The sequence below is a fragment of the Streptomyces mutomycini genome (assembly GCF_001700505.1).
GTDB lineage: Bacteria > Actinomycetota > Actinomycetes > Streptomycetales > Streptomycetaceae > Streptomyces > Streptomyces mutomycini.
Window position 1 is genome coordinate 6,998 of the sequence record NZ_MAPV01000006.1, and the last position, 22,668, is coordinate 29,665.

The 22,668-nt window shown below is 71.4% G+C and carries 3 protein-coding genes; all 3 read left to right on the forward strand.

Annotation, left to right across the window (positions count from 1 at the left end; all coding sequences use genetic code 11):
• Positions 1-417: 417 nt before the first annotated feature.
• Entirely contained in the window at positions 418-10,551 is a 10,134-nt protein-coding gene (locus BFF76_RS00200) for a type I polyketide synthase (RefSeq protein ID WP_065846617.1), read from the forward strand.
• 58 nt (positions 10,552-10,609) lie between these two features.
• Positions 10,610-20,119 (forward strand): type I polyketide synthase, encoded by a 9,510-nt coding sequence (locus BFF76_RS00205; RefSeq protein ID WP_079122281.1) that lies wholly within the window; start codon positions 10,610-10,612, stop codon positions 20,117-20,119.
• 45 nt (positions 20,120-20,164) lie between these two features.
• The coding region (locus BFF76_RS00210) for a type I polyketide synthase (protein ID WP_420877194.1) at positions 20,165-22,668 on the forward strand (2,504 nt) is incomplete at its 3' end.

The window sequence follows — 22,668 nt, forward strand, 5'->3', positions numbered from 1 at the left end:
CCACGCCGGGGCCGTGCTGTTCGCGCGGCCGGGCTGTGGCCGGCCGCACCCCGCACCCCTGCTCGTGCGGCGCAGGGGCGCCGGGGGCGGCCACCGCCATGGTGTGCGCCGCCGGGGCCAGGGATGAGAGGAGGTCCGTTAGGGGGCGGCCGGTGACCTGTAGGGGTTGTGCGGCCAAGGGGGGTCGAATAGCTTCGCATTGCGAGTTGATCTGCCGGAATATCGACGTCATTGGCAGGCCGTATCGATATTCATGGATCGTCCTGCAAAGGCTTTGGGTGAAGGGTTGCGTCGCCTCGGGGAAGTCAATACCCGAGGGAATTTCCATCCGTTGACAGCTGAAACGTCGTCTGACGTTCCACCCCTTTATCGGTCCTCCATCGCTATCAAGTGCTGTCTGCTCAGGGGTGGGATTGAATGGCGAACGAAGAGACGCTGCGGGAATACCTCAAGTGGGTCACCGCGGATCTGCACCAGGCCCGTCAGCGCCTTCAGGAGGTCGAGGCGGCTGAGCCGGAGCCCGTCGCGATCGTCGGCATGAGCTGCCGGTACCCGGGCGGTGTACGCAGCCCCGAGGACCTGTGGGAACTGGCTGCCTCGGGCGTCGACGCCATCTCCGGATTCCCCCTGGACCGCGGCTGGGAGAGCCTCGGCGACGCCACCGACTCCGCCGGGCCCTCGTTCGCCATGGAGGGCGGCTTCCTCGGCGACGTCGGCGGGTTCGACCCTGCGTTCTTCGGGATCTCGCCGCGTGAGGCGCTGGCGATGGACCCGCAGCAGCGGCTGCTCCTGGAGACCTCCTGGGAAGCGATCGAGCGCGCCGGTATCCCTCTGGAAACGCTCCGGGGCAGCCGTACCGGTGTGTTCGCGGGTACGACGGGCCAGGACTACTCGATGCTGCTCCAGCCGCCCCCGGAAGGAACCGGCGGCTATGTACTGACCGGTACTTCGGCGAGCGTCGTGTCCGGACGCATCGCCTACACGCTCGGTCTGGAAGGGCCGGCCGTCACGGTCGACACGGCCTGTTCCACCTCACTCGTGACTCTGCACCTCGCCGTGCAGGCCCTGCGCTCCGGCGAATGCTCCCTGGCGCTGGCAGGCGGAGCGACCGTGATGTCGACTCCCAGCGCCTTCTACGGCTTCAGCGACCAGGGCGGACTCGCCGCCGACGGCCGATGCAAGTCGTTCGCGGCGACGGCCGACGGCACCGCATGGTCCGAAGGCGTCGGTGTTCTGCTGCTGGAACGGCTCTCTGACGCCCGCCGAAACGGCCATGATGTCCTCGCGGTCGTACGGGGCACCGCCGTCAATCAGGACGGTGCCTCCAACGGTCTTACCGCGCCCAACGGCCCCTCGCAGCAACGGGTCATCCTCCAGGCCCTCGCCGACGCCAGGCTCTCGGCCCAGGACATCGACGCCGTCGAGGCGCACGGGACCGGCACCCGGCTCGGCGATCCGATCGAGGCCGAGGCGCTCATGGCGACCTACGGCCAGGGCCGACCTGCGGCCCGGCCCCTGCGTCTCGGAGCCCTGAAGTCGAACATCGGGCACTCGCAGGCTGCGGCCGGCGTGGCCGGGGTGATCAAGATGGTGATGGCGATGCGGCACGGGACGCTGCCGCGCACCCTGCACGTCGACAGTCCTTCCCCGCAGGTGGACTGGTCGGCAGGAGCCGTCGAGCTGCTGACCGAGCAGATGGAGTGGCCGGGCACGGGAGAGCCCCGGCGGGCGGGTGTGTCGTCCTTCGGTATGAGCGGCACCAACGCGCACGTGATCGTCGAGCAGGCGCCCGCAGATGAGACCCCTGCGACGAGCCCTGACGGGACTTCGCCGCTGGGCGGGGCGGTGCTGCCGTTCGTACTGTCCGGGAAGTCGTCCGACGCGGTGGCGGAGCAGTCGGCCCGTTTGCTCGGCCTGCTGACCCGTGATCCCGACACGGCTCCGGCGGATGTGGCGTGGTCGTTGGCCACCGCGCGTACCAGGTTCACGCACCGGGCCGCCGTGGTGGCTGCCGGCCGTGAGGAGCTGCTGGCCGGTCTGGACGCCTTGGCGGACGGACGCCCGGGCCCGGCCGTGGTGCGGGGTGTCGCTGACGGCGTGATGCGTCCGGTGTTCGTGTTTCCGGGGCAGGGTTCGCAGTGGGTGGGTATGGCTGCGGGGTTGATGGAGTCCTCGGAGGTGTTCGCTGCGCGGTTGGCTGAGTGTGGTGCGGCGTTGGAGCCGTTGACCGACTGGTCGTTGCTCGGTGTGCTGCGGGGTGAGCCGGGTGCTCCTGGCTTTGACCGGGTTGATGTGGTGCAGCCGGTGTTGTGGGCGGTGATGGTGTCGTTGGCGGAGGTGTGGCGGGCGGCCGGTGTGGTGCCTGCGGCGGTGATGGGCCATTCGCAGGGTGAGATCGCTGCGGCGTGTGTGGCCGGTGGGCTGTCCTTGGAGGACGGTGCGCGGGTGGTCGCGTTGCGGAGCCGGGCGATCGTTGAGCTGTCGGGTCTGGGCGGGATGGTGTCCGTTGGAGAGCCGGCGGAGCTGGTTGGTGAGCGGCTGATCAAGTGGGAGGGGCGTCTGTCGGTCGCGGCGGTGAACGGCCCGTCCTCCGTGGTGGTGAGCGGTGACGGTGACGCGCTGGACGAGTTGCTGCTGGCCTGCAAGGCGGACGAGGTCCGTTGCAAGCGCATCGATGTGGACTACGCCTCGCACAGTGCGCATGTGGAGCGGATCCATGACCAGCTGCTGGAAGTGCTGTCGGATCTGTCCCCCCGTGCGTCGCAGGTGCCGTTGTATTCGACGGTGACCGGTGAGTTGCTGGACACGGCGGGCATGGACGGCGAGTACTGGTACACCAACCTGCGCCGCACGGTGCGCCTGGAGGAGACGACGAGGGCTCTGCTGGATGCGGGGCATCGTGTGTTCGTGGAGGTCAGTCCGCATCCGGTGCTGCAGCTGGGTCTGCAGGAGACGTTCGAGGCGGTCGGCAGTGACGCGGTGGCGCTGGGGACGTTGCGCCGGGACGAGGACGAGTCCCGCCGTTTCATGACCTCCCTGGCCGAAGCACACGTGCAGGGGGTCGACTCCGACTGGAAGGCACTGTTCGCGGGCACCGCGGGCCGGCGCGTCGACCTGCCCACGTATCCCTTCCAGCATCAGAACTTCTGGCCGGAAGCGCAGGCTGCCTCCGTCGCGTCGGGTGAAGCCGATCCGCTGGACACCCGGTTCTGGGACGTCGTCGAGCGTGGCGACGCGGATACCCTTGCGGCCGACCTGGAGCTGGACGACGCTTCGCGCTCCGCGCTGGGCACAGTGCTGCCGGCACTGTCCTCCTGGCGGCGGCAGCAGCGGGACGATTCGACCATCGACTCGTGGCGTTACCGCGTGACATGGCAGCCGCTGACGGTCCTGCCGGCCGCTTCCCTGTCCGGTACCTGGCTCCTTGTCGTACCCGAATCCGAGACCGGCAACGAGACCGTGCACGCGACCATGAGCGGCCTGGCCCGCCACGGTGCCGACGTCTCGGTGTTCACCGTCCCTGCTGGAGCGGACCGCGAGCTGATCGCCGGGCGGCTGGCAGGCCTGCCCGACGTGGCAGGGGTGGCCTCCCTGCTGTCGCTGCTCGCGGGGCCCGACCCGCGGCACCCGGTGATTCCGGCGGGGCTCGCCGCCGACGTCGAGCTCGTCAAGGCGCTCGGAGACGCGGGCCGGTCCGGCCCGCTGTGGTGCTTCACCCGGAGCGCGGTCTCCGTCGGCCGCTCCGACGGCACGGTCCGCACGGACCAGGCCATGCACTGGGGCTTCGGACGCGTGGTCGCACTGGAGCACCCCGACCGGTGGGGCGGTCTCATCGACCTGCCCGCAGTCCTGGACGACCGGGCCTGGACCCGGATCTGTGGCGTACTGACCGGCGGCGACGACGCCGAGGACCAGGTCGCGGTCCGGGCGTCGGGCGCCTTCGGCCGCCGACTGCAACGAGGCCGGTCGGCCCCGGGCACAACAGGGGACAAGTGGACTCCGCGCGGCACCGTGCTGATCACCGGTGGCACCGGCGGCCTCGGCTCGTTCGTCGCCCGCAGGCTGATCGGTGAGGGCGCCGAGCACGTCGTACTCACCAGCCGCCGCGGCGCCGACGCTCCCGGCGCGCAGGAGCTCAGGGAGGAACTGACGGCCCTGGGCGCCCGGGTGACGCTGGCCGCGTGCGATGTCACCGACCGGGACGCGCTCGCCGCGACGGTACGGACACTGCGTGAGGCGGGCGACCGGGTCACTGCCGTCGTGCACACCGCGGGTGTCGGACAGCTCGGCGTCATCACCGAGACGAGTCCCGCCGAGTATGCCGCCGTGCTCGATGCGAAGGTCCTCGGTGCGGCCCACCTGCACGAGGTCTTCGGCGACGAACAGCTCGACGCGTTCATCCTGTTCTCCTCGATCTCCGGAGTCTGGGGCAGTGGCGGACAGGGCGCGTACGGCGCGGCCAACGCCTACCTCGACGCCCTCGCCCAGCAGCGGCGGGACGCCGGGCTGGCCGCCACCGCGATGTCGTGGGGCGCGTGGGGCGGCGCCGGTATGGCCAGGGGTTCGGCGGAGGAGATCCTGAGCAGGCGTGGTCTGCCGGCGATGGACCCGCAACTGGCCATCGACGCGATGCAGGAAGCGGTGGGCTCCGGCGAGACGATGCTGACCGTGGCGGACGTGCAGTGGGAGCGGTTCGCGCCCACGTTCACCGTGACCCGGCCCAGCCCACTCCTGGAGAACCTGCCCGAGGTACGCCGCGTGCTGGCGGCGGCCGCCGAGACCGAGGCCGCGGCAATGGGCGATCTCTCCGCGTTCCAGCAGCGGCTCGCCGCGCTACCGGAAGGCGAACGCCCGGACGTCATACTTGAGTTGGTACGGGCCGAAGCCGCCTCCGTGCTCGGCTTCACCGACGCGTCGGAGGTGGAGGCGAACCGCGCGTTCCGCGAGCTGGGCTTCGACTCGCTGACCGCCGTGGAGGTGCGCAACCGGCTCAACGGTGCCACCGGACTACGGCTTCCCACCACCGTGGTCTTCGACTACCCGACCGCGACCGCGCTGGCCGGTCACCTCCTCGCCGAGACCTTCGGGCAGGGCGACGAGACGGCCGCCGGCGTCCCCGCCGTTGCCGTCCTCGACGACGACCCGATCGTGATCGTCGGTATGGGCTGCCGCTTCCCCGGGGACGTCCGGACGCCCGAGCAGCTGTGGGACCTCGCCTTCACCGGCACCGACGCGATCTCAGGCTTTCCCGTCGACCGGGGCTGGGGGCGTGGTGCCGATGACGGCAGCGCTCCGGCGTTCACCCCCGCCGGTGGATTCCTCCACGGGGCGGGCGGGTTCGACGCGGACTTCTTCGGCATCTCGCCCCGTGAGGCACTGGCCATGGACCCGCAGCAGCGGCTGCTGCTGGAAACGTCGTGGGAGGCGTTCGAACGCGCCGGCATCGCCCCGGCGTCGGCCCGGGGAAGCCGGACCGGTGTCTTCGTCGGCGCCTCGTCGCAGGGATACGCCAGCGACGTCCACCAGCCGCCGGAGGGCGTCGAGGGCTACCTGCTGACCGGTACCGCCACCGCGGTCCTCTCCGGCCGTATCGCCTACTCGCTCGGGCTCGAGGGGCCCGCCGTCACCATCGACACGGCATGCTCGTCGTCCATGGTGGCCCTGCACCTGGCCGCGCAGTCCCTGAGCCAGGGCGAATGCTCGATGGCCCTGGTGGGCGGCGCCGCGGTGATGGCCACCCCTGCTGTGTTCGCCGAGTTCAGCAGACAGGGCGGACTGTCCTCCAGCGGCCGGTGCAAGGCGTTCGCCGAGGCGGCGGACGGCACCGGCTGGGGCGAAGGCGTGGGCATCCTGCTCCTGGAGCGCCGCTCCGACGCCGAACGCAACGGCCACCGGATCCTGGCGGTAGTCAGGGGCAGCGCCATCAACCAGGACGGTGCGAGCAACGGCCTCAGCGCCCCCAACGGACCCGCACAGCGACGCGTCATCCGGCAGGCACTCGCCAACGCCGGTCTGACGGCCGACCGGATCGACGCCGTGGAGGCCCACGGCACCGGCACGACGCTCGGCGACCCCATCGAGGCACAGGCCGTGCTGACGACGTACGGACAGGACCGCCCGGCGGACCGGCCGCTGCTGCTCGGCTCGTTGAAGTCCAACATCGGCCACACCCAGGCCGCGGCCGGAGTCGCCGGAGTCATCAAGATGGTGATGGCCCTGCACCACGGCGTGCTGCCGCAGACGCTGCACATCGACGAACCGTCCACCCATGTCGACTGGACCTCCGGCGCCGTGGAACTGCTCACCGAGCGGCGGGACTGGCCGGAGACCGGACACCCCCGCAGGTGCGGCGTCTCGTCGTTCGGTGTGAGCGGTACGAACGCGCACGTCATCCTCGAGCAGGCACCGGAACCGGCCGCCGCACCCCGCACGCCCGCCGTCGGCCTACCGCTGCCGTGGACCGTGTCCGCACGCGACGAGGCAGCGCTGCGCGCCCAGGCCGAACGGCTGCGCGACGCGGTACTCGCCGACCCGGAGCTCAGCCTCCTGGACGTCGCACACACCCTGGCCACCACCCGGTCCGTGCACGAGCAGCGAGCGGTCGTCGTCGCGGAGGACAGGGACGCCTTCCTCGAAGGACTCACCGCCCTCGCCGCCGACGGCACCGCCCCCGGACTCGTACGGGGTACGGAGACGCGGGGGAGGACAGCGGTGCTGTTCTCCGGTCAGGGAGCCCAGCGGTCCGGAATGGGACGCGCCCTGTACGACACGTATCCCGCGTTCGCGGACGCCTTCGACGCGGTCTGCGCGCAGCTGGACCGCCATCTGGACCTGCCCGTCCGAGAGGTGGTGTTCGACGGCGGGGACCTGCTGGACCAGACCCTGTACGCCCAGTCAGGACTCTTCGCGCTCGAAGTGGCCCTGTACCGGCTCGTCACCTCGTGGGGCGTCAAGCCGGACTACCTGCTCGGACACTCGATCGGTGAACTGTCAGCCGCCCATGTGGCGGGCGTGCTCTCACTGGAGGACGCGGCAGCGCTCGTCGCCGCCCGGGGCCGGCTCATGCAGGCGCTCCCCGCCGGGGGCGCGATGATCTCACTCCAGGCGGCCGAGGCGGAGGTACTGCCCCTGCTGACCGACGGAGTGTCGATCGCCGCGCTCAACGGACCGCGGTCGACGGTCGTCTCCGGCGACGAGACCGGTGTGCTGGCCATCGCCGAGCACTTCACGGCCCAGGGCCGCAAGACGAAACGCCTGCGCGTCAGCCACGCCTTCCACTCCCCGCACATGGACGCCATGCTCGCGGACTTCCGCGCGGTCGCCGAAGGCCTCACGTTCCAGGAGCCCACCCTCGCGGTCGTCTCCGACGTGACCGGGACCGTGCTGGGCGCCGACGAGATCCGAGACCCCGAGTACTGGGTGCGCCACGTGCGGGGGACGGTCCGCTTCCTGGACGGCGTACGCACCCTGCAGGACCAGGGGGTGACCGCCTTCCTGGAGCTGGGGCCCGACGGCGTGCTCTGTGCCATGGCCCAGGACTGTGCCACCGACGGTGACGCGGTCTTCGCACCGGCGCTGCGACCCGACCGCCCCGAACCCCTGACCCTGCTGGGCGCCCTCGCCGGACTCCACGTGCGCGGCGCGTCGGTCGACTGGCCGCGCTCCTTCGCCGGCCATGACGCCCGCAACGTCGCTCTTCCCACCTACGCCTTCCAGCACCGTCACTACTGGCTGCGGGGCGAAGGCGCGGCCGGAGACGTCCGCTCGGCCGGACTCGGCCGGGCCGACCACCCGCTGCTGGGCGCCGCGGTCCAGATCGGTCACAGCGACGCCTACCTGTTCACCGGCCGCATCGCGCTGGACAGCCACCCCTGGCTCGCCGACCACACCGTCCTCGGCACCGTGCTGATGCCGGGCACCGCGTTCGTCGAGCTGGCCGTGGAAGTGGGCGACGAGGTCGGCTGCGGCCACGTCGAGGAACTCGTCATCGAGGCCCCGCTCGTCCTGTCCGACGAGGGATCCGTCGCACTCCAGCTGTGGGTCGGACCGGCCGACGCGTCGGGCCGCCGGACCCTGGAGATCCACTCGCGCGACCCCCGCGGGCCCGAAAACCCCTGGACCCGCCACGCGAGCGGATCCCTGTCGGCGGCCGGAGACCACGACCGGCCGGACGATCTGGCCGTCTGGCCTCCCGAAGGCGCCGTCGCCGTACCGGTGGAGGGTCTCTACGACCACCTCACATCGATCGGTTACGCCTACGGGCCCGTCTTCCAGGGCCTGCACGCCGCGTGGCGGCTCGGCGAGGAGGTCTTCGCCGAGGTGGCACTGCCCGAGGCGACGGAGCCCGGGGCCGGCCGTTTCGGCCTGCACCCGGCCCTCCTCGACTCTGCCCTGCACGCCATGGGGCTCAGCACCTCGCACGACTCCTCCGACGACGACAGCGTGGGGCGCAACCGCCTCCCGTTCGCATGGAACGGAGTGACGCTGTACGCGGCGGGCGCCGACGCCCTGCGCGTACGGATCACCCCCAAGGACACCGACGGCGTATCGCTGGTCCTCGCCGGCCCCTCCGGCGAACCGGTCGCGACGATCGACTCGCTCGTCCTGCGCACCGTCACGGCCACACAGCTCGACGGAGCGCGGCCGCCCACGCACCACGACTCGCTGTTCAGCCTCGGCTGGTCGCCCGCGAACCTCCCCCGGGAGCTCCCGGACGCCCGCTGGGCGGTGCTGGGTGCCGACCACCTCGGACTCGCCGCGGCGGGGGTCGGTATCGACGTCCACCCGGGCATGGACGACCTGGCGGCCGCTCCCGTACTGCCGCCGGCCGTCCTGCTGTCCCTCGTGCCGCGTACACCGGACGAGGGAACCGTGCAGCGCACCCACGACCGTACGGCCGAGGTCCTGGACACCGTCAGGGCCTGGCTGGGCGACGACCGGTTCACCGACGTCCTCATGGTCGTCGCGACACGCGGAGCGGTCTCCGTCGACGGTGAGGACGTGACGGACCTCGCGCAGACAGCGGTCTGGGGCCTGCTGCGCTCCGTACAGTCGGAGGCACCCGGCAGGTTCGTCCTGGTCGACCTCGACGAGACCGACCTGTCGGCACGTAACCTCGCCACGGCCGTCGCCACCGGCGAACCGCAACTGGCCCTGCGCGCAGGACAGGTCCACGCCCCCGGGCTGAACCGGGTGGAGGCCACCGAGCCCACCGGATCCGGCGACGTCGACCCCGACGGAACCGTGCTGGTCACGGGCGCCGGGGGAGTGCTGGGCGGCCTGGTTGCACGCCGTCTCGCCGAGCGCGGCGCGCGCCACATGCTGCTGGTGGGCCGCCGTGGCGCCGCGGCACCGGGCGCCGGGGATCTGGCCGCGGAGCTGACGCGGTCAGGCGTGCACGTCACCTTCGCGGCCTGCGACACCGCCGACCGGGCGGCACTGGCCGGTGTGCTCGGCGGCATCCCCGCAGCGCACCCTCTGACCTCGGTCGTCCATGCGGCGGGCGTGGTGGACGACGGCGTCGTGGCGTCCCTGACCCCGCAGCGACTCGCCGCCGTGCTGCGGCCCAAGGTGGACGCGGCCTGGAACCTGCACGAGCTGACCGAGGGGGCCCACCTCACGGAGTTCGTCCTCTTCTCCTCCGCGGCCGGCACCTTCGGCGGTCCGGGACAGGCCAACTACGCGGCTGCCAACGCCTTCCTGGACGGCCTCGCCCAGCACCGGCACGCCTGCGGACTGCCCGCGACCGCGCTGGCCTGGGGCCCGTGGGCCGAGAGCGGTATGGCCGGCCGGATGGACTCCGCCGACATCGCACGCATGGCCCGCTCCGGACTCGTGCCGCTGTCCCAGGAACAGGGCGTCGCCCTGTTCGACCTCGCGCGCACGACGGGCCGGCCTGCCCTCATGCCCGCCCGGCTGAGCACCGACACCGCGCAGATACGCGCCGACGCGATGCCTCCGCTGCTGCGCGGCCTGATCAGGCTGCCGGCCAGGCCGGCGGCGGAGAAGAGCGGCCGACCCGCCGAATCCGTCACCCTGCTGAAGGAGCGTCTGACCGCGGCGGGCGGGGCGGAACGTACCGGCATTCTCCTCGACACGCTGCGCACGGCGATCGCCGACGTGCTGGGCCACACCTCCTCCGCGGCCGTCGTCGTCACGAGGGGCTTCCTCGAGATCGGCTTCGACTCGCTCACCGCCGTGGAGCTGCGCAACCGGCTCAACACCGTGACCGGGCTGCGGCTGCCCTCGACGATCGTCTTCGACCACCCGTCACCCGAGGCGCTCGCCCTGTACCTGCGGGACGAACTCGTCGGTGACGGTACGGTGTCGGGCCTCTCGCTGCTCGCCGAACTGGACCGGCTGGAAGCCACGCTCGCGGGCGTGCCGTCCGACGACGCCGACCGCGTGAAGGTCAGCGAACGGCTGCGCGGGCTGATGGCCGGCTGGCACGACGGTGACGGCTCCGAGGAGCACGGCACCGTCCGGAGCCTCGAAGAGGCCACGGCTGACGAGCTCTTCGACCTGCTGGACGACGAGCTCGAAACCTCCTGACAGCCCCAGCCCGCCCGCCCCCTTTCCCGATCGACCCTTTTGCAAGGAGTGACACCCCATGGCGAACGAGGAGAAGTTCCTCGACTACCTCAAGCGGGCCACGGCGGACCTGCGCGAGACTCGCCGTCGGCTGCGGGACATGGAGGACCGGGAGCGGGAGCCCATCGCGATCGTGGGCATGAGCTGCCGGTACCCGGGCGGGGTGACGAGCCCCGAGAAGCTGTGGGACCTCGTCGCGACGGGCGGGGACGGCATATCGCCTTTCCCCACCAACCGTGGCTGGGACATCGACGGAGTCTTCGACACGGACCCGAACCGGTCCGGTACGTCCTACGTGCGCCAGGGCGGATTCCTGCACGACGCAGGGGAGTTCGACCCCGGCTTCTTCGGCATCTCGCCCCGTGAGGCGCTGGCGATGGACCCGCAGCAGCGCCTGCTCCTCGAGGTCTCGTGGGAGGCGTGCGAACGCGCGGGGATCGACCCGACGTCGCTGAAGGGCAGCAGGACGGGCGTGTTCGCCGGTCTGATGTACCACGACTACATCAGCACGCTGCACTCCCTCCCCGACGGTGTGGAGGGGTACCTGGGCACGGGTAACTCGGGCAGCGTCCTGTCGGGCCGGGTGTCGTACACGCTGGGTCTGGAAGGGCCCTCCGTGACCGTCGACACCGCGTGCTCCTCCTCCCTGGTCGCCCTGCACTTCGCGGTGCAGGCGCTGCGGTCGGGCGAGTGCACCATGGCCCTGGCCGGCGGGGTGAGCGTGATGGCGACCCCCGGCACGTTCGTGGACTTCTCACGCCAGCGCGGTCTGTCCTTCGACGGCCGCTGCAAGTCCTTCGCCGCGAGCGCTGACGGCACCGGCTGGGCCGAGGGCGCCGGTGTCCTCGTGGTGGAGCGGCTGTCCGACGCACTCCGGCTGGGACACGACGTGCTGGCCGTCGTACGCGGCTCCGCCGTCAACCAGGACGGCGCCAGCAGCGGTCTGACGGCGCCCAACGGACCGTCCCAGCAGCGCGTCATCCGGCAGGCACTGGCCAACGCACGACTGGCACCTGAGCGAATCGACGCCGTGGAGGCGCACGGTACGGGTACGACGCTGGGTGATCCGATCGAGGCGCAGGCGCTGTTGGCGACGTACGGGCAGGGGCGTCCGGAGGGGCGGCCTTTGTGGCTGGGGTCGTTGAAGTCGAACATCGGTCATACGCAGGCTGCTGCCGGTGTGGCCGGGATCATCAAGATGGTGATGGCGATGCGGCACGGTGTGCTGCCGCAGACGTTGCACGTGGATGAGCCGACGCCTCAGGTGGACTGGGAGTCCGGGGACGTCGAGCTGCTGACCGAGCAGCGGGAGTGGCCCGAGACGGGTGAGCCACGGCGCGTCGGCGTGTCGTCCTTCGGTGTCAGCGGCACCAACGCCCACGTCATCATCGAGCAACCGCCCGCCCCTGCCGCGGAGAGCGGAGACACACCGGCCGGCAGGCCTCCGGCCGTCGTGCCGTGGCTGCTCTCGGCCGCGGACGGCCCCGGCGCGCTCGAGGCACAGGCGGTCGCACTCGCCGGTCACATGGACGGGGTGGGGGCGAACGCGTCCGGTGCACTGGACGTCGGCTACTCCCTGGCCACCGGCCGGGCGGCACTCGCCCGGCGCGCGGTGGTCCTCGCGGAAGGCCGCGACGGGCTGCTCGACGGACTGAACGCGCTGGCGGCCGGACGACCGTCCTCAGGTGTGGTGCAGGGCTCGGCGGGAGACGGCCGGCTGGCTGTGCTGTTCCCGGGCCAGGGGTCGCAGTGGCAGGGCATGGGCCGCGAGCTCTACGAGGCATATCCGAAGTTCCAGGACGCCTTCGACGCCGTATGCGCTGAACTGGACACCCATCTCGACCGGCCGCTCCGCGATGTCGTGTTCGACGAGGGTGACCTGCTGGACCAGACCCGCTACACACAGCCCGGAGTCTTCGCCGTCGAGGTCGCGCTCTTCCGGCTGGTCTCGTCGTGGGGCGTCACCCCCGACTTCCTGATGGGGCACTCCTTCGGCGAACTGGCCGCAGCCCACGTGGCGGGCGTGCTCTCGCTGAAGGACGCGGCGACACTGGTCGCCGCCCGGGGCCGCCTGACGCAGGCCATGCGGGACGACGGTGCCATGGTGTCCGTCGAGGCCACCGAGGAAGAAGTCCTTCCGCTGCTGACCGACGGAGTGTCGATCGCCGCGCTCAACGGACAGTTCTCGACGGTGGTCTCGGGCGACGAGGACGCCGCGCTGGCGATCGCCGCACACTTCGAGGCGGAGGGCCGTAAGACGAAGCGGCTGCGCGTCAGCCACGCTTTCCACTCCCCTCACACGGACGAACTGCTCGACGAGTACCGTGCGGTCGCCGCAGGGCTGACCTTTCACCCGGCGGTTATCGCCATCGTCTCCACCGTCACCGGCCGGCTCGCGGATCCCGGTGAGCTCGCCGACCCGGAGTACTGGGTACGTCACCTCCGCCGGCCGGTCCGCTTCCACGACGGTGTGCGGAGCCTTCAGGAGCAGGGCGCCGCGACGTTCCTCGAACTCGGCCCCGGCAGCGTGCTGTCCGGCATGGCACAGAAGTGCCTGGACGGCGAGGGCCACGCCTGCGTCCCCGCCCTGCGCCTCAACAGGGACGAGCCGCAGGCACTGCTCCAGGCGGTCGCGGAAGTGCACGTGCGCGGCGCGTACGTCGACTGGGCCTCCTACTTCGAGGGCACCGCAGCCCGCCGGGTCGACCTGCCGACGTATGTCTTCCAGCACCAGGAGTACTGGCCGCAGCCGATGCCCCACCTGCCGGGCGGCCCCGACTCGCTCGCGGCCCAGGACCCCGCTCAGGCCCGCTTCTGGGAGGCCGTCGACGGCGGCGACCCACAGGTCCTGGCCGAGGCACTCGGCGTCGAGGACGACATGCGGTCCTCGCTCGCAGACCTGCTCCCCGTCCTGTCGTCGTGGCGGCGGCGGCACAGGGACGAGTCGACGGTCGACTCCTGGCGCTACCGCGTCACCTGGAAGCCGCTGACGGTCGCCTCCACGGCCGGTCCGGCCGGAACCTGGCTCCTCGCCGTCCCCGCGGACCTGGCCGGGGACGAAACGGTGACCGCGGTCGAGCGCGAGCTGGCGGCCGGCGGAGCCGACGTCGAGCGGCTCCTGATCGGCGCTGACGGGAACGACCGTGCCACGGTCGCCCGCGCCCTGAACGACGTGCTTGCCGACAGCGGCCCGCTCGCCGGGGTCGTGTCGCTGCTCGCGCTGGACGAGGAGGCGGACCGCAGCCACCCGGTGCTGCCGGGCGGACTCTGCGCCCTGCTGTCGCTGATCCAGGCCATGACGGACCTGGAGGATGACCTGCCTCTGTGGTGTGTGACGCGCGGAGCGGTGTCCATCGGGCGGTCCGAGGCCCCCTCGGGCGCCGTTCAGTCACTGACCTGGGGCCTGGGCCGGGTGCTCGGCCTGGAGCGCCCCGAGCGCTGGGGCGGACTCGTCGATCTCCCGGCGGATCCCGGCACCCTCGACTCAAGGGCGTGGGCACGCATGCGTGGCGTGCTGGCCGGGCCCGTCGGAGAGGACCAGGTCGCCCTGCGGCAGGGCGGCGTCTTCGGGCGCCGGCTCGTACGCGCACAGGGACCCGCGGCCTCCACACCGTGGAACCCGCACGGCACCGCCCTCATCACCGGCGGGACGGGTGCGCTGGGTGCGCACGTCGCGCGCCACCTGGCCCGCGAGGGCGTGGAGCACCTCGTGCTCACCGGCCGGCGCGGACCCGCCGCCGAAGGCGCCCTCGCGCTGCACGACGAACTCGCCGCCCTGGGAGCCCGGGTGACGATCGCCGCCTGCGACGTCGCCGACCGGGACGCGCTCGCAGCTCTCGTGGACCGGGTGCAGGAGGCCGACGGCCGGCCCATCGGGACGGTCGTCCACGCCGCCGGGGTGACCGTGACGGCCGGGCTCGCCGAATCGGATCCCGCGGACGTCGCGGACGCCCTGGCCGCCAAGGTGGCCGGCGCCGCGAACCTCGACAGCCTCTTCGGGTCGGACTCGGACGGGACGCTCGACGCGTTCATCCTGTTCGCCTCGGGCGCCGGAGTGTGGGGCGCCGCCGGACAGGGCGCCTACGCGGCGGGCAACGCGTACCTGGACGGCCTGGCCGAGCACAGGCGCAGCCGTGGGCTCCCCGCCACGTCGGTCGCCTGGGGCGGCTGGTCCGGCGGAGGCATGGCCGACAGCGCGGCCGAGGACATGCTGGCCCGCCGGGGGCTCACGGGCATGGACCCGGAGCTGGCCGTGGGCGCGCTCGTACGGGCGGTCGAGACCGGCGAGACGTGTCTGGCCGTCGCGGACATCGACTGGTCCTTGTTCGCGCCCGCTTTCACCCTGGCGCACCCCAGGCCGCTGATCGGCGACATCCCGGAAGCAGCCGAAGCTCTGCGGAGCGACGCGTCCGGGGGCGGCGACAGCGCGGCAGGCGCCTCGGCGCTGCTGCGCGCCAGGCTGGCCGGCCTCTCCGAGGCCGAACGCGAGCGGGAACTGCTCGCCATGGTCAGGGACGAGGCCGCAGCCGTACTCGGCCACCCCTCGGCCGAAGCGGTACCCGCCGACCGGGCCTTCCGGGAGCTGGGCTTCGACTCCCTGACCGCCGTCGAGCTCCGGAACCGGCTGAACAGGGCGACCGGGCTTGACCTGCCCACGACCCTCGTGTTCGACCACCCGACACCGGCCCACATCACCTCGAGCCTCCTGATGCCGCTGCTCGGCGGCGCGAGTACCGAGGCCCCCGCGCCCGCCTCCACCCTTGCCCCCGCGCGTCTCGGCAGTGACGACGACCCCGTCGCGATCGTCGGCATGAGCTGCCGCTACCCGGGCGGTGTCCGATCCCCCGACGACCTGTGGGACCTGGTCGCCGACGGCCGGGACGCCATCGCGGACTTCCCCGCCGACCGGGGCTGGGACCTCGGCCGGCTGTTCAGCGAGGACCGCCAACGCCCCGGTACCACCTACTGGGACGAAGGCGGCTTCGTCCACGACGCCACCGACTTCGACGCCGGCTTCTTCGGAATCTCGCCGCGTGAGGCGCTGGCGATGGACCCGCAGCAGCGGCTGCTGCTCGAGACCTCGTGGGAGACCTTCGAGCGCGCCGGCATCAGCCCCGACTCCGTGCGAGGCACCCGGACCAGCGTGTTCACGGGGACCAACGGACAGGACTACGCCACGGTCCTCCTCGGCTCTCCGGACGCCGGATCGGGCTCGCTGGCCACCAGCAATGCCGCCAGTGTCGTCTCGGGCCGGCTCTCGTACACCTTCGGACTCGAAGGGCCGGCGGTCACCGTCGACACGGCGTGCTCGTCCTCACTCGTCGCCCTGCACCTGGCGACGCAGGCCCTGCGGGCGGGGGAGTGCTCGCTGGCGCTGGCCGGCGGAGTGACCGTCATGTCGACGCCGGCGGCGTTCGTGGAGTTCAGCAGGCAGGGAGCGCTGGCTTCCGACGGCCGCTGCAAGTCCTTCGCCGACGCGGCGGACGGCACGGGCTGGGGCGAGGGCGTCGGGATGCTGCTCCTGGAGCGGCTGTCCGATGCGCGGCGCAACGGCCACGAGGTCCTGGCCGTCGTCCGGGGTTCCGCCGTCAACCAGGACGGTGCCTCCAACGGCCTGACGGCGCCGAACGGTCCGGCCCAGCAGCGGGTCATCCGGCAGGCACTCGCCTCGGCGGGCCTGGAGCCGGCCCAGGTCGACGCGGTCGACGGACACGGCACGGGTACGACGCTGGGCGATCCGATCGAGGCGCAGGCGCTGCTGGCGACATACGGGCAGGAACGGTCGGACGAACGGCCGCTGCTGCTGGGCTCGATCAAGTCGAACATCGGTCATACGCAGGCTGCCGCGGGTGTGGCCGGGGTCATCAAGATGGTGATGGCGATGCGGCACGGCGTGCTGCCCCGCACTCTGCACGTCGACGAACCGTCCACGCACGTCGACTGGTCCACCGGAGCGGTCGAGCTGCTGCGGGACCGTGCCGACTGGCCGGAGACGGGCGAGGCACGGCGCGCCGCGGTGTCGTCGTTCGGCGTCAGCGGCACGAACGCGCATGTGATTCTGGAACAGGCTCCGGCGAGCGAGGCGACGCAGGACGCCGTGGATGCGGTGGTGCCGTCATTGCCGGTGGTGCCGTGGGTGGTGTCGGCGAAGACGTCCGAGGCGCTGGTCGCTCAGGTGGAGCGGCTTTCGGAGTTCGCCGCGGACCGGAATCCGGTGGATGTCGGGTTCTCGTTGGTGACGTCACGTGCGGTGCTGGAGCACCGTGCCGTGGCCATCGGTGACCTGACGGTCCGGGGCAGGGTCTCGTCAGGGCTCACCGGTGTGCTGTTCTCGGGCCAGGGTGCGCAGCGGTCCGGTATGGGCCGTGAGTTGTACGGGTCCTACCCTGTGTTCGCGGATGCGTTCGATGCGGTGTGTGCTGAGCTGGACCGGCATCTGGATCAGCCGATCCGGGATGTGGTGTTCGAGGGTGGTGAGCTGCTGGATCAGACGCAGTTCACGCAGGCCGGTCTGTTCGCTCTCGAAGTTGCGCTGTTCCGACTGGTGACGGCCTGGGGCGTCAAGCCCGATTACCTGCTGGGTCACTCGATCGGTGAGCTGTCGGCCGCGCATGTGGCCGGGGTGCTGTCGCTGGAGGACGCTGCCAGGCTGGTGGCGGCTCGTGGTCGTCTGATGCAGGCGTTGCCGGCGGGCGGGGCCATGGTCTCCCTCCAGGCAACGGAGGACGAAGTCCTGCCGCTGCTGACCGACGGCGTCGACGTAGCCGCGCTCAACGGCTCCTCCTCGACGGTGATTTCGGGTGACGAGGATGCTGTTCTGGCGATCGCCGCGCACTTCGAGGCGGAGGGTCGTAAGACCAAGCGTCTGCGGGTCAGTCATGCGTTCCACTCGCCCCGCATGGACGCCATGCTCGACGACTTCCGTGCGGTCGCGGAGACGCTGACCTTCCATGCCCCGCAGATCTCCGTCGTTTCGAATGTGTCCGGTCTGGTGGTGTCGGGCGACGAGATGTGCTCGGCGGACTACTGGGTGCGCCATGTCCGTGAGGCGGTCCGTTTTCTCGACGGGATGCGGTCTCTCCAGGACCATGGCGTCACGACGTTCCTGGAGCTGGGCCCCGACGGGGTGCTGTCCGCGATGGGGCAGGACTGCGTCGAGGACTCGGCGTTCGTGCCGGCCCTGCGAAAGGACCGCGACGAGGCTCTGACCCTTGTCACCGCCCTTGCGGAACTCCACGTACGCGGGCGGTCCGTCGACTGGGCGGCGTACTTCGCGGGCACCGGGGCCCGCCGCGTCGACCTCCCGACCTACGCCTTCCAGCACGAGCGGTACTGGCCGAGCGCTCCGCTCGCCCCGGTCGCCGGACCTGCCGGCGCGCGGAATCCGATCGACGCCGAGTTCTGGGACGTCGTCGCTCGCGGTGACGTCGACACCCTGGCCAGGACGCTCGACGTCGGGGAGACCGGCACGCCGTCCCTCGCGAGCATGATGCCCGCCCTGTCCCAGTGGCACCGCAATCGCAGCGAGAGCCTGTCCGTCGGTTCCTGGCGCTACCGCGTGACCTGGAAGCCCGTGGAGGACACGGCCGAACCCGTGCTCACAGGTGTCTGGGTGCTCGCGGTCCCAGCGGGGATCACCGATGAGCCGGTCGTCGCGGACTGCGTGGCGTCTCTGAGCGGGCACGGGGCCCATGTCGTGGTTCTGCCCGTGGACGGCGGACCGGACGACGTCACCACGATCGGTGAACGGCTGCGGGCGACCATCGACGAGCACGGAAGCCTCTCCGGTGTGCTGTCGTTGCTGTCCTTCGACGAGCGGCCCCACCCCGTGCACAGCATGCTTCCGTCCGGTTCGTTCGCCGTTCTGTCCCTTCTGCGGGCGATGACCTGGCTGGAGCTGGAGTCACCGCTCTGGTGCGCCACCCGGACAGCCGTGTCCGTCCGGCGGTCGGACGTCCTCGCCCGGCCGGTGCAGGCGCAGGCCTGGGGCCTGGGACGGGTGGCCTCGCTGGAACACCCCAAGGTGTGGGGCGGCCTCGTCGACCTGCCGGAAGAGGTGGACGCCCGCGCTCTGGAGCGACTGGTGGCCGTCCTCGCGGGCACGAATGGCGAGGACCAGCTGGCCGTACGCGGCACGGGGGTGCTCGCCCGACGTGTGCTGCCCGCGCCACCGGGCGAGGCAGCGCCCGCGCGGTCCTGGAAGCCGTCCGGCACCGCGCTCGTCACCGGCGGCACCGGTGCGCTGGGCGGGCACGTCGCACGCTGGCTGGCGACGGACGGAGCCGAGCACGTCGTCCTCATGAGCCGTAGCGGTGACAAGGCCCCTGGAGTCACCGACCTGGTGGCCGAGCTGGAGAAGCTGGGCAGCAGGGTCACCGTCGCAGCGTGTGACGTGACCGACCGGGCCGCCGTAGCCGGTCTGCTGGAGCGGTTGTCGTCCGCCGGCGACGCGGTGCGCACCGTCGTGCACGCCGCAGGCGTCGGCAGGCTCGCCCCGCTGGCGGCGACGGACGACGACGTGTTCGCGGACATCGCCGCCGCGAAGGTCGCCGGAGCCAGGCACCTCGATGAACTGATCGACCACGAGAACCTCGACGCGGTCATCTACTTCTCGTCGGTTTCGGCCGTATGGGGTGTCGGGGACCACGGGGCCTATGCGGCTGCCAACGCCTTCGCCGACGCGCTCGCCGAACAGCGGCGCGCCGAGGGCGTGCCGGCCCTGTCCGTGGCCTGGGGGCCGTGGGCCGGCGGCGGAATGGTGAGCGAGGACGCCAAGATCCTCCTCGACCGGCAGGGCGTACGTCTCATCCAGCCCGCGTCGGGCATCGCCGCGCTCCGGCAGGCCCTTGATCACGACGACACCACCGTGGTGGTCGCCGACGTCGACTGGGAACGCTTTGCGCCGATCTTCACCATGGCGCGCCCCCGCCCCCTGATCGCCGACATCCCGCAGGTGGCAGCGGTCCTCGGGGAGACGGCGGCGGAGCCGGTCGGTGGGACGGACACAGCTCTGGCCCTGGGAGCGGAGCTCACGGTGCTCTCCGAGGCCGACCGGGCACAGCTCCTGCTGGAGCTGGTGCGCGGCCACGCGGCGACCGTGCTCGGGCATTCGACGCCCAAGGCAGTCGAAGCGGGCCGGGCCTTCAGGGAACTCGGTTTCGACTCGCTCACCGCGGTCGAACTGCGCAATCGGCTCAACACCGCGACGGGGCTGCGTCTTCCGGCGACGTCCGTCTTCGACCACCCGACGCCGGCCGCGCTCGCGCGCCATCTGCAGGCGGAAATCCTGCAGGACGCGGAAGGCGATCTGCCGGCCGGCGAGGAACTCGACCGTCTGGAACAGGCCCTCGCCGACCGCGCGCACGACGACATCGGCCGGATGCGCGTGGTCATGCGCCTGGAATCCCTGCTGTCCAAGCTCAACGGGGCGAACGGGCCGACCGACCGGGACAGCAGCGCCGAGCGCTACGAGTCCGCGACGAACGAGGAGTTGTTCGACCTGATCGACAACGACCTCGGGATCTCTTGACGTGGCAAGCATGAATTTTCCTGTACGACTCACGGGAGCGATGTACTGATGGCTGACGAAGAGAAGCTGCGCGAGTACCTGACCAAGGTGGTCGGCGAGCTCCAGCAGACTCGCCAGCGACTTCGCCATGTCGAGTCGGGCGAAGCCGATCCCATCGCTATCGTCGCGATGAGCTGCCGTTATCCGGGCGATGTGCGCTCCCCGGAGCAGCTGTGGGACCTGGTGGCCGCAGGGGGCGACGCCATCGCGGGGTTCCCCGCGGACCGTGGCTGGGACCTCGAGAAGCTGTACGACCCGGACCCCGAACTCGCGCACCCCGGCACTTCGTACGCGAACGAGGGCGGATTCCTCTACGACGCCGCCGACTTCGACCCGGGCCTCTTCGGGATCTCGCCGCGCGAGGCACTGGCGATGGACCCCCAGCAGCGTCTGCTGCTCGAGACGTCGTGGGAGGCGTTCGAGCGTGCCGGTATGGACCCGCTCTCCGTGCGCGGCAGCCGTACGGGGGTGTTCATCGGCGCCTCCACCCAGGGCTACGGCATCGGCATGGCCGCGTCGCCCGGCTCGGACGGGCACGCGCTGACCGGGGACGTCACCTCGGTGCTGTCGGGCCGGGTCTCGTACACCCTGGGGCTCGAAGGCCCGGCGGTGACGGTGGACACGGCGTGCTCGTCGTCGCTCGTCGCCATGCACTGGGCGATCCAGGCGCTGCGGTCCGGCGAGTGCACGCAGGCACTGGCAGGCGGCGTCACCGTCATGTCCAACCCCGGTGTCTTCGTCGAGTTCTCCCGGCAGCGAGGCCTCGCGGCCAACGGCCGGTGCAAGGCGTTCGCCGAGGCCGCGGACGGCACCGGCTGGGGCGAGGGCGTGGGCATGCTCCTGTTGGAGCGGCTGTCCGACGCGCAGCGCAACGGCCACCGGGTGCTCGCGGTGGTACGGGGCTCGGCGGTGAACCAGGACGGTGCGTCGAACGGTCTCACTGCGCCGAACGGTCCCGCGCAGCAGCGCGTGATCAGCCAGGCGCTGGCCAGTGCCAGGCTGTCACCCAACCAGGTGGACGTCGTGGAGGGCCACGGTACGGGCACGCGGCTGGGTGACCCGATCGAGGCGCAGGCGCTGCTGGCGACGTATGGGCAGGAGCGGCCCGACGACCGGCCCCTGCTGCTCGGTTCCATCAAGTCCAACATCGGTCACACGCAGTCCGCCGCGGGTGTGGCCGGGGTCATCAAGATGGTGATGGCGATGCGGCACGGTGTGGTGCCGCGGACGCTGCATGTGGATGAGCCGTCGTCGCAGGTGGACTGGTCGGCAGGCTCGGTGGAGTTGCTGACGGACTCGGTGGCGTGGCCGCAGACGGGCGAGGCGCGGCGGGCCGCGGTGTCGTCGTTCGGGATCAGTGGCACGAACGCACACGTGGTCCTGGAGCAGGCGCCGGAGACCGAAGCCGTGGTGGACACGGGGGCTGGTGTCGTGCTGCCTGTGGTTCCGTGGGTGGTGTCGGCGAAGTCCGAGGCGGGTTTGTCGGCGCAGGTGGAGCGGTTGTCGGGGTTCGCCGGGGATCGGGAGCCGGTGGATGTCGGGCTCTCGTTGGCGACCACGCGGGCGGCGTTGGAGCACCGTGCGGTGCTGATCGGAGACCGGACCGTGCGGGGCGAGGTCGTCGAGGGCCGGTCGGCGGTGCTGTTCTCGGGTCAGGGTGCGCAGCGGTCGGGTATGGGCCGTGAGTTGTATGAGGCGTATCCGGTGTTCGCGGATGCGTTCGATGCGGTGTGTGCGGAGCTGGACCGGCATCTGGATCAGCCGATCCGGGATGTCGTGTTCGAGGGTGGTGAGCTGCTGGATCAGACGCAGTTCACGCAGGCCGGTCTGTTCGCGCTCGAAGTGGCGCTGTATCGCCTGGTGTCGGCGTGGGGTGTGAAGCCGGACTGTCTGCTGGGTCACTCCATCGGTGAGCTGTCGGCCGCACATGTGGCCGGGGTGCTGTCGCTGGAGGACGCGGCCAAGTTGGTGGCGGCTCGTGGTCGCCTGATGCAGGCCTTGCCGGCGGGCGGGGCGATGGTGTCCCTCCAGGCAGCCGAGGACGAGGTTCTGCCGCTGCTGACCGACGGCGCATCCATTGCAGCGCTCAACGGGCCCTCCTCGACGGTGGTTTCCGGCGATGAGGACGCAGTGCTGACGATCGCCGCGCATTTCGAGGCCGAGGGCCGTAAGACCAAGCGTCTGCGGGTCAGTCATGCGTTCCATTCGCCCCGCATGGACGCGATGCTGGACGACTTCCGCGCGGTCGCGGAGACGTTGACCTTCCACGCCCCGCAGACCGCCATCGTTTCGAACGTGTCCGGTCGGGTCGTGTCTGACGAGGAGATCTGCTCGGCGGACTACTGGGTACGCCACGTCCGCGAGGCGGTCCGCTTCCTCGACGGAATGCGCGCTCTCCAGGACCAGGGCGTGACCACATACCTGGAGCTCGGCCCGGACGGGGTGTTGTCCGCGATGGGGCAGGACTGCGTCGAGGACTCGGCGTTCGTACCGGTTCTGCGCAAGGACCG

Coding starts and splice junctions, on each gene's coding strand:
- BFF76_RS00205 (WP_079122281.1), top strand. CDS start 10,610: ATGGCGAACGAGGAGAAGTTCCTCGACTACCTCAAGCGGGCCACGGCG.
- BFF76_RS00200 (WP_065846617.1), top strand. CDS start 418: ATGGCGAACGAAGAGACGCTGCGGGAATACCTCAAGTGGGTCACCGCG.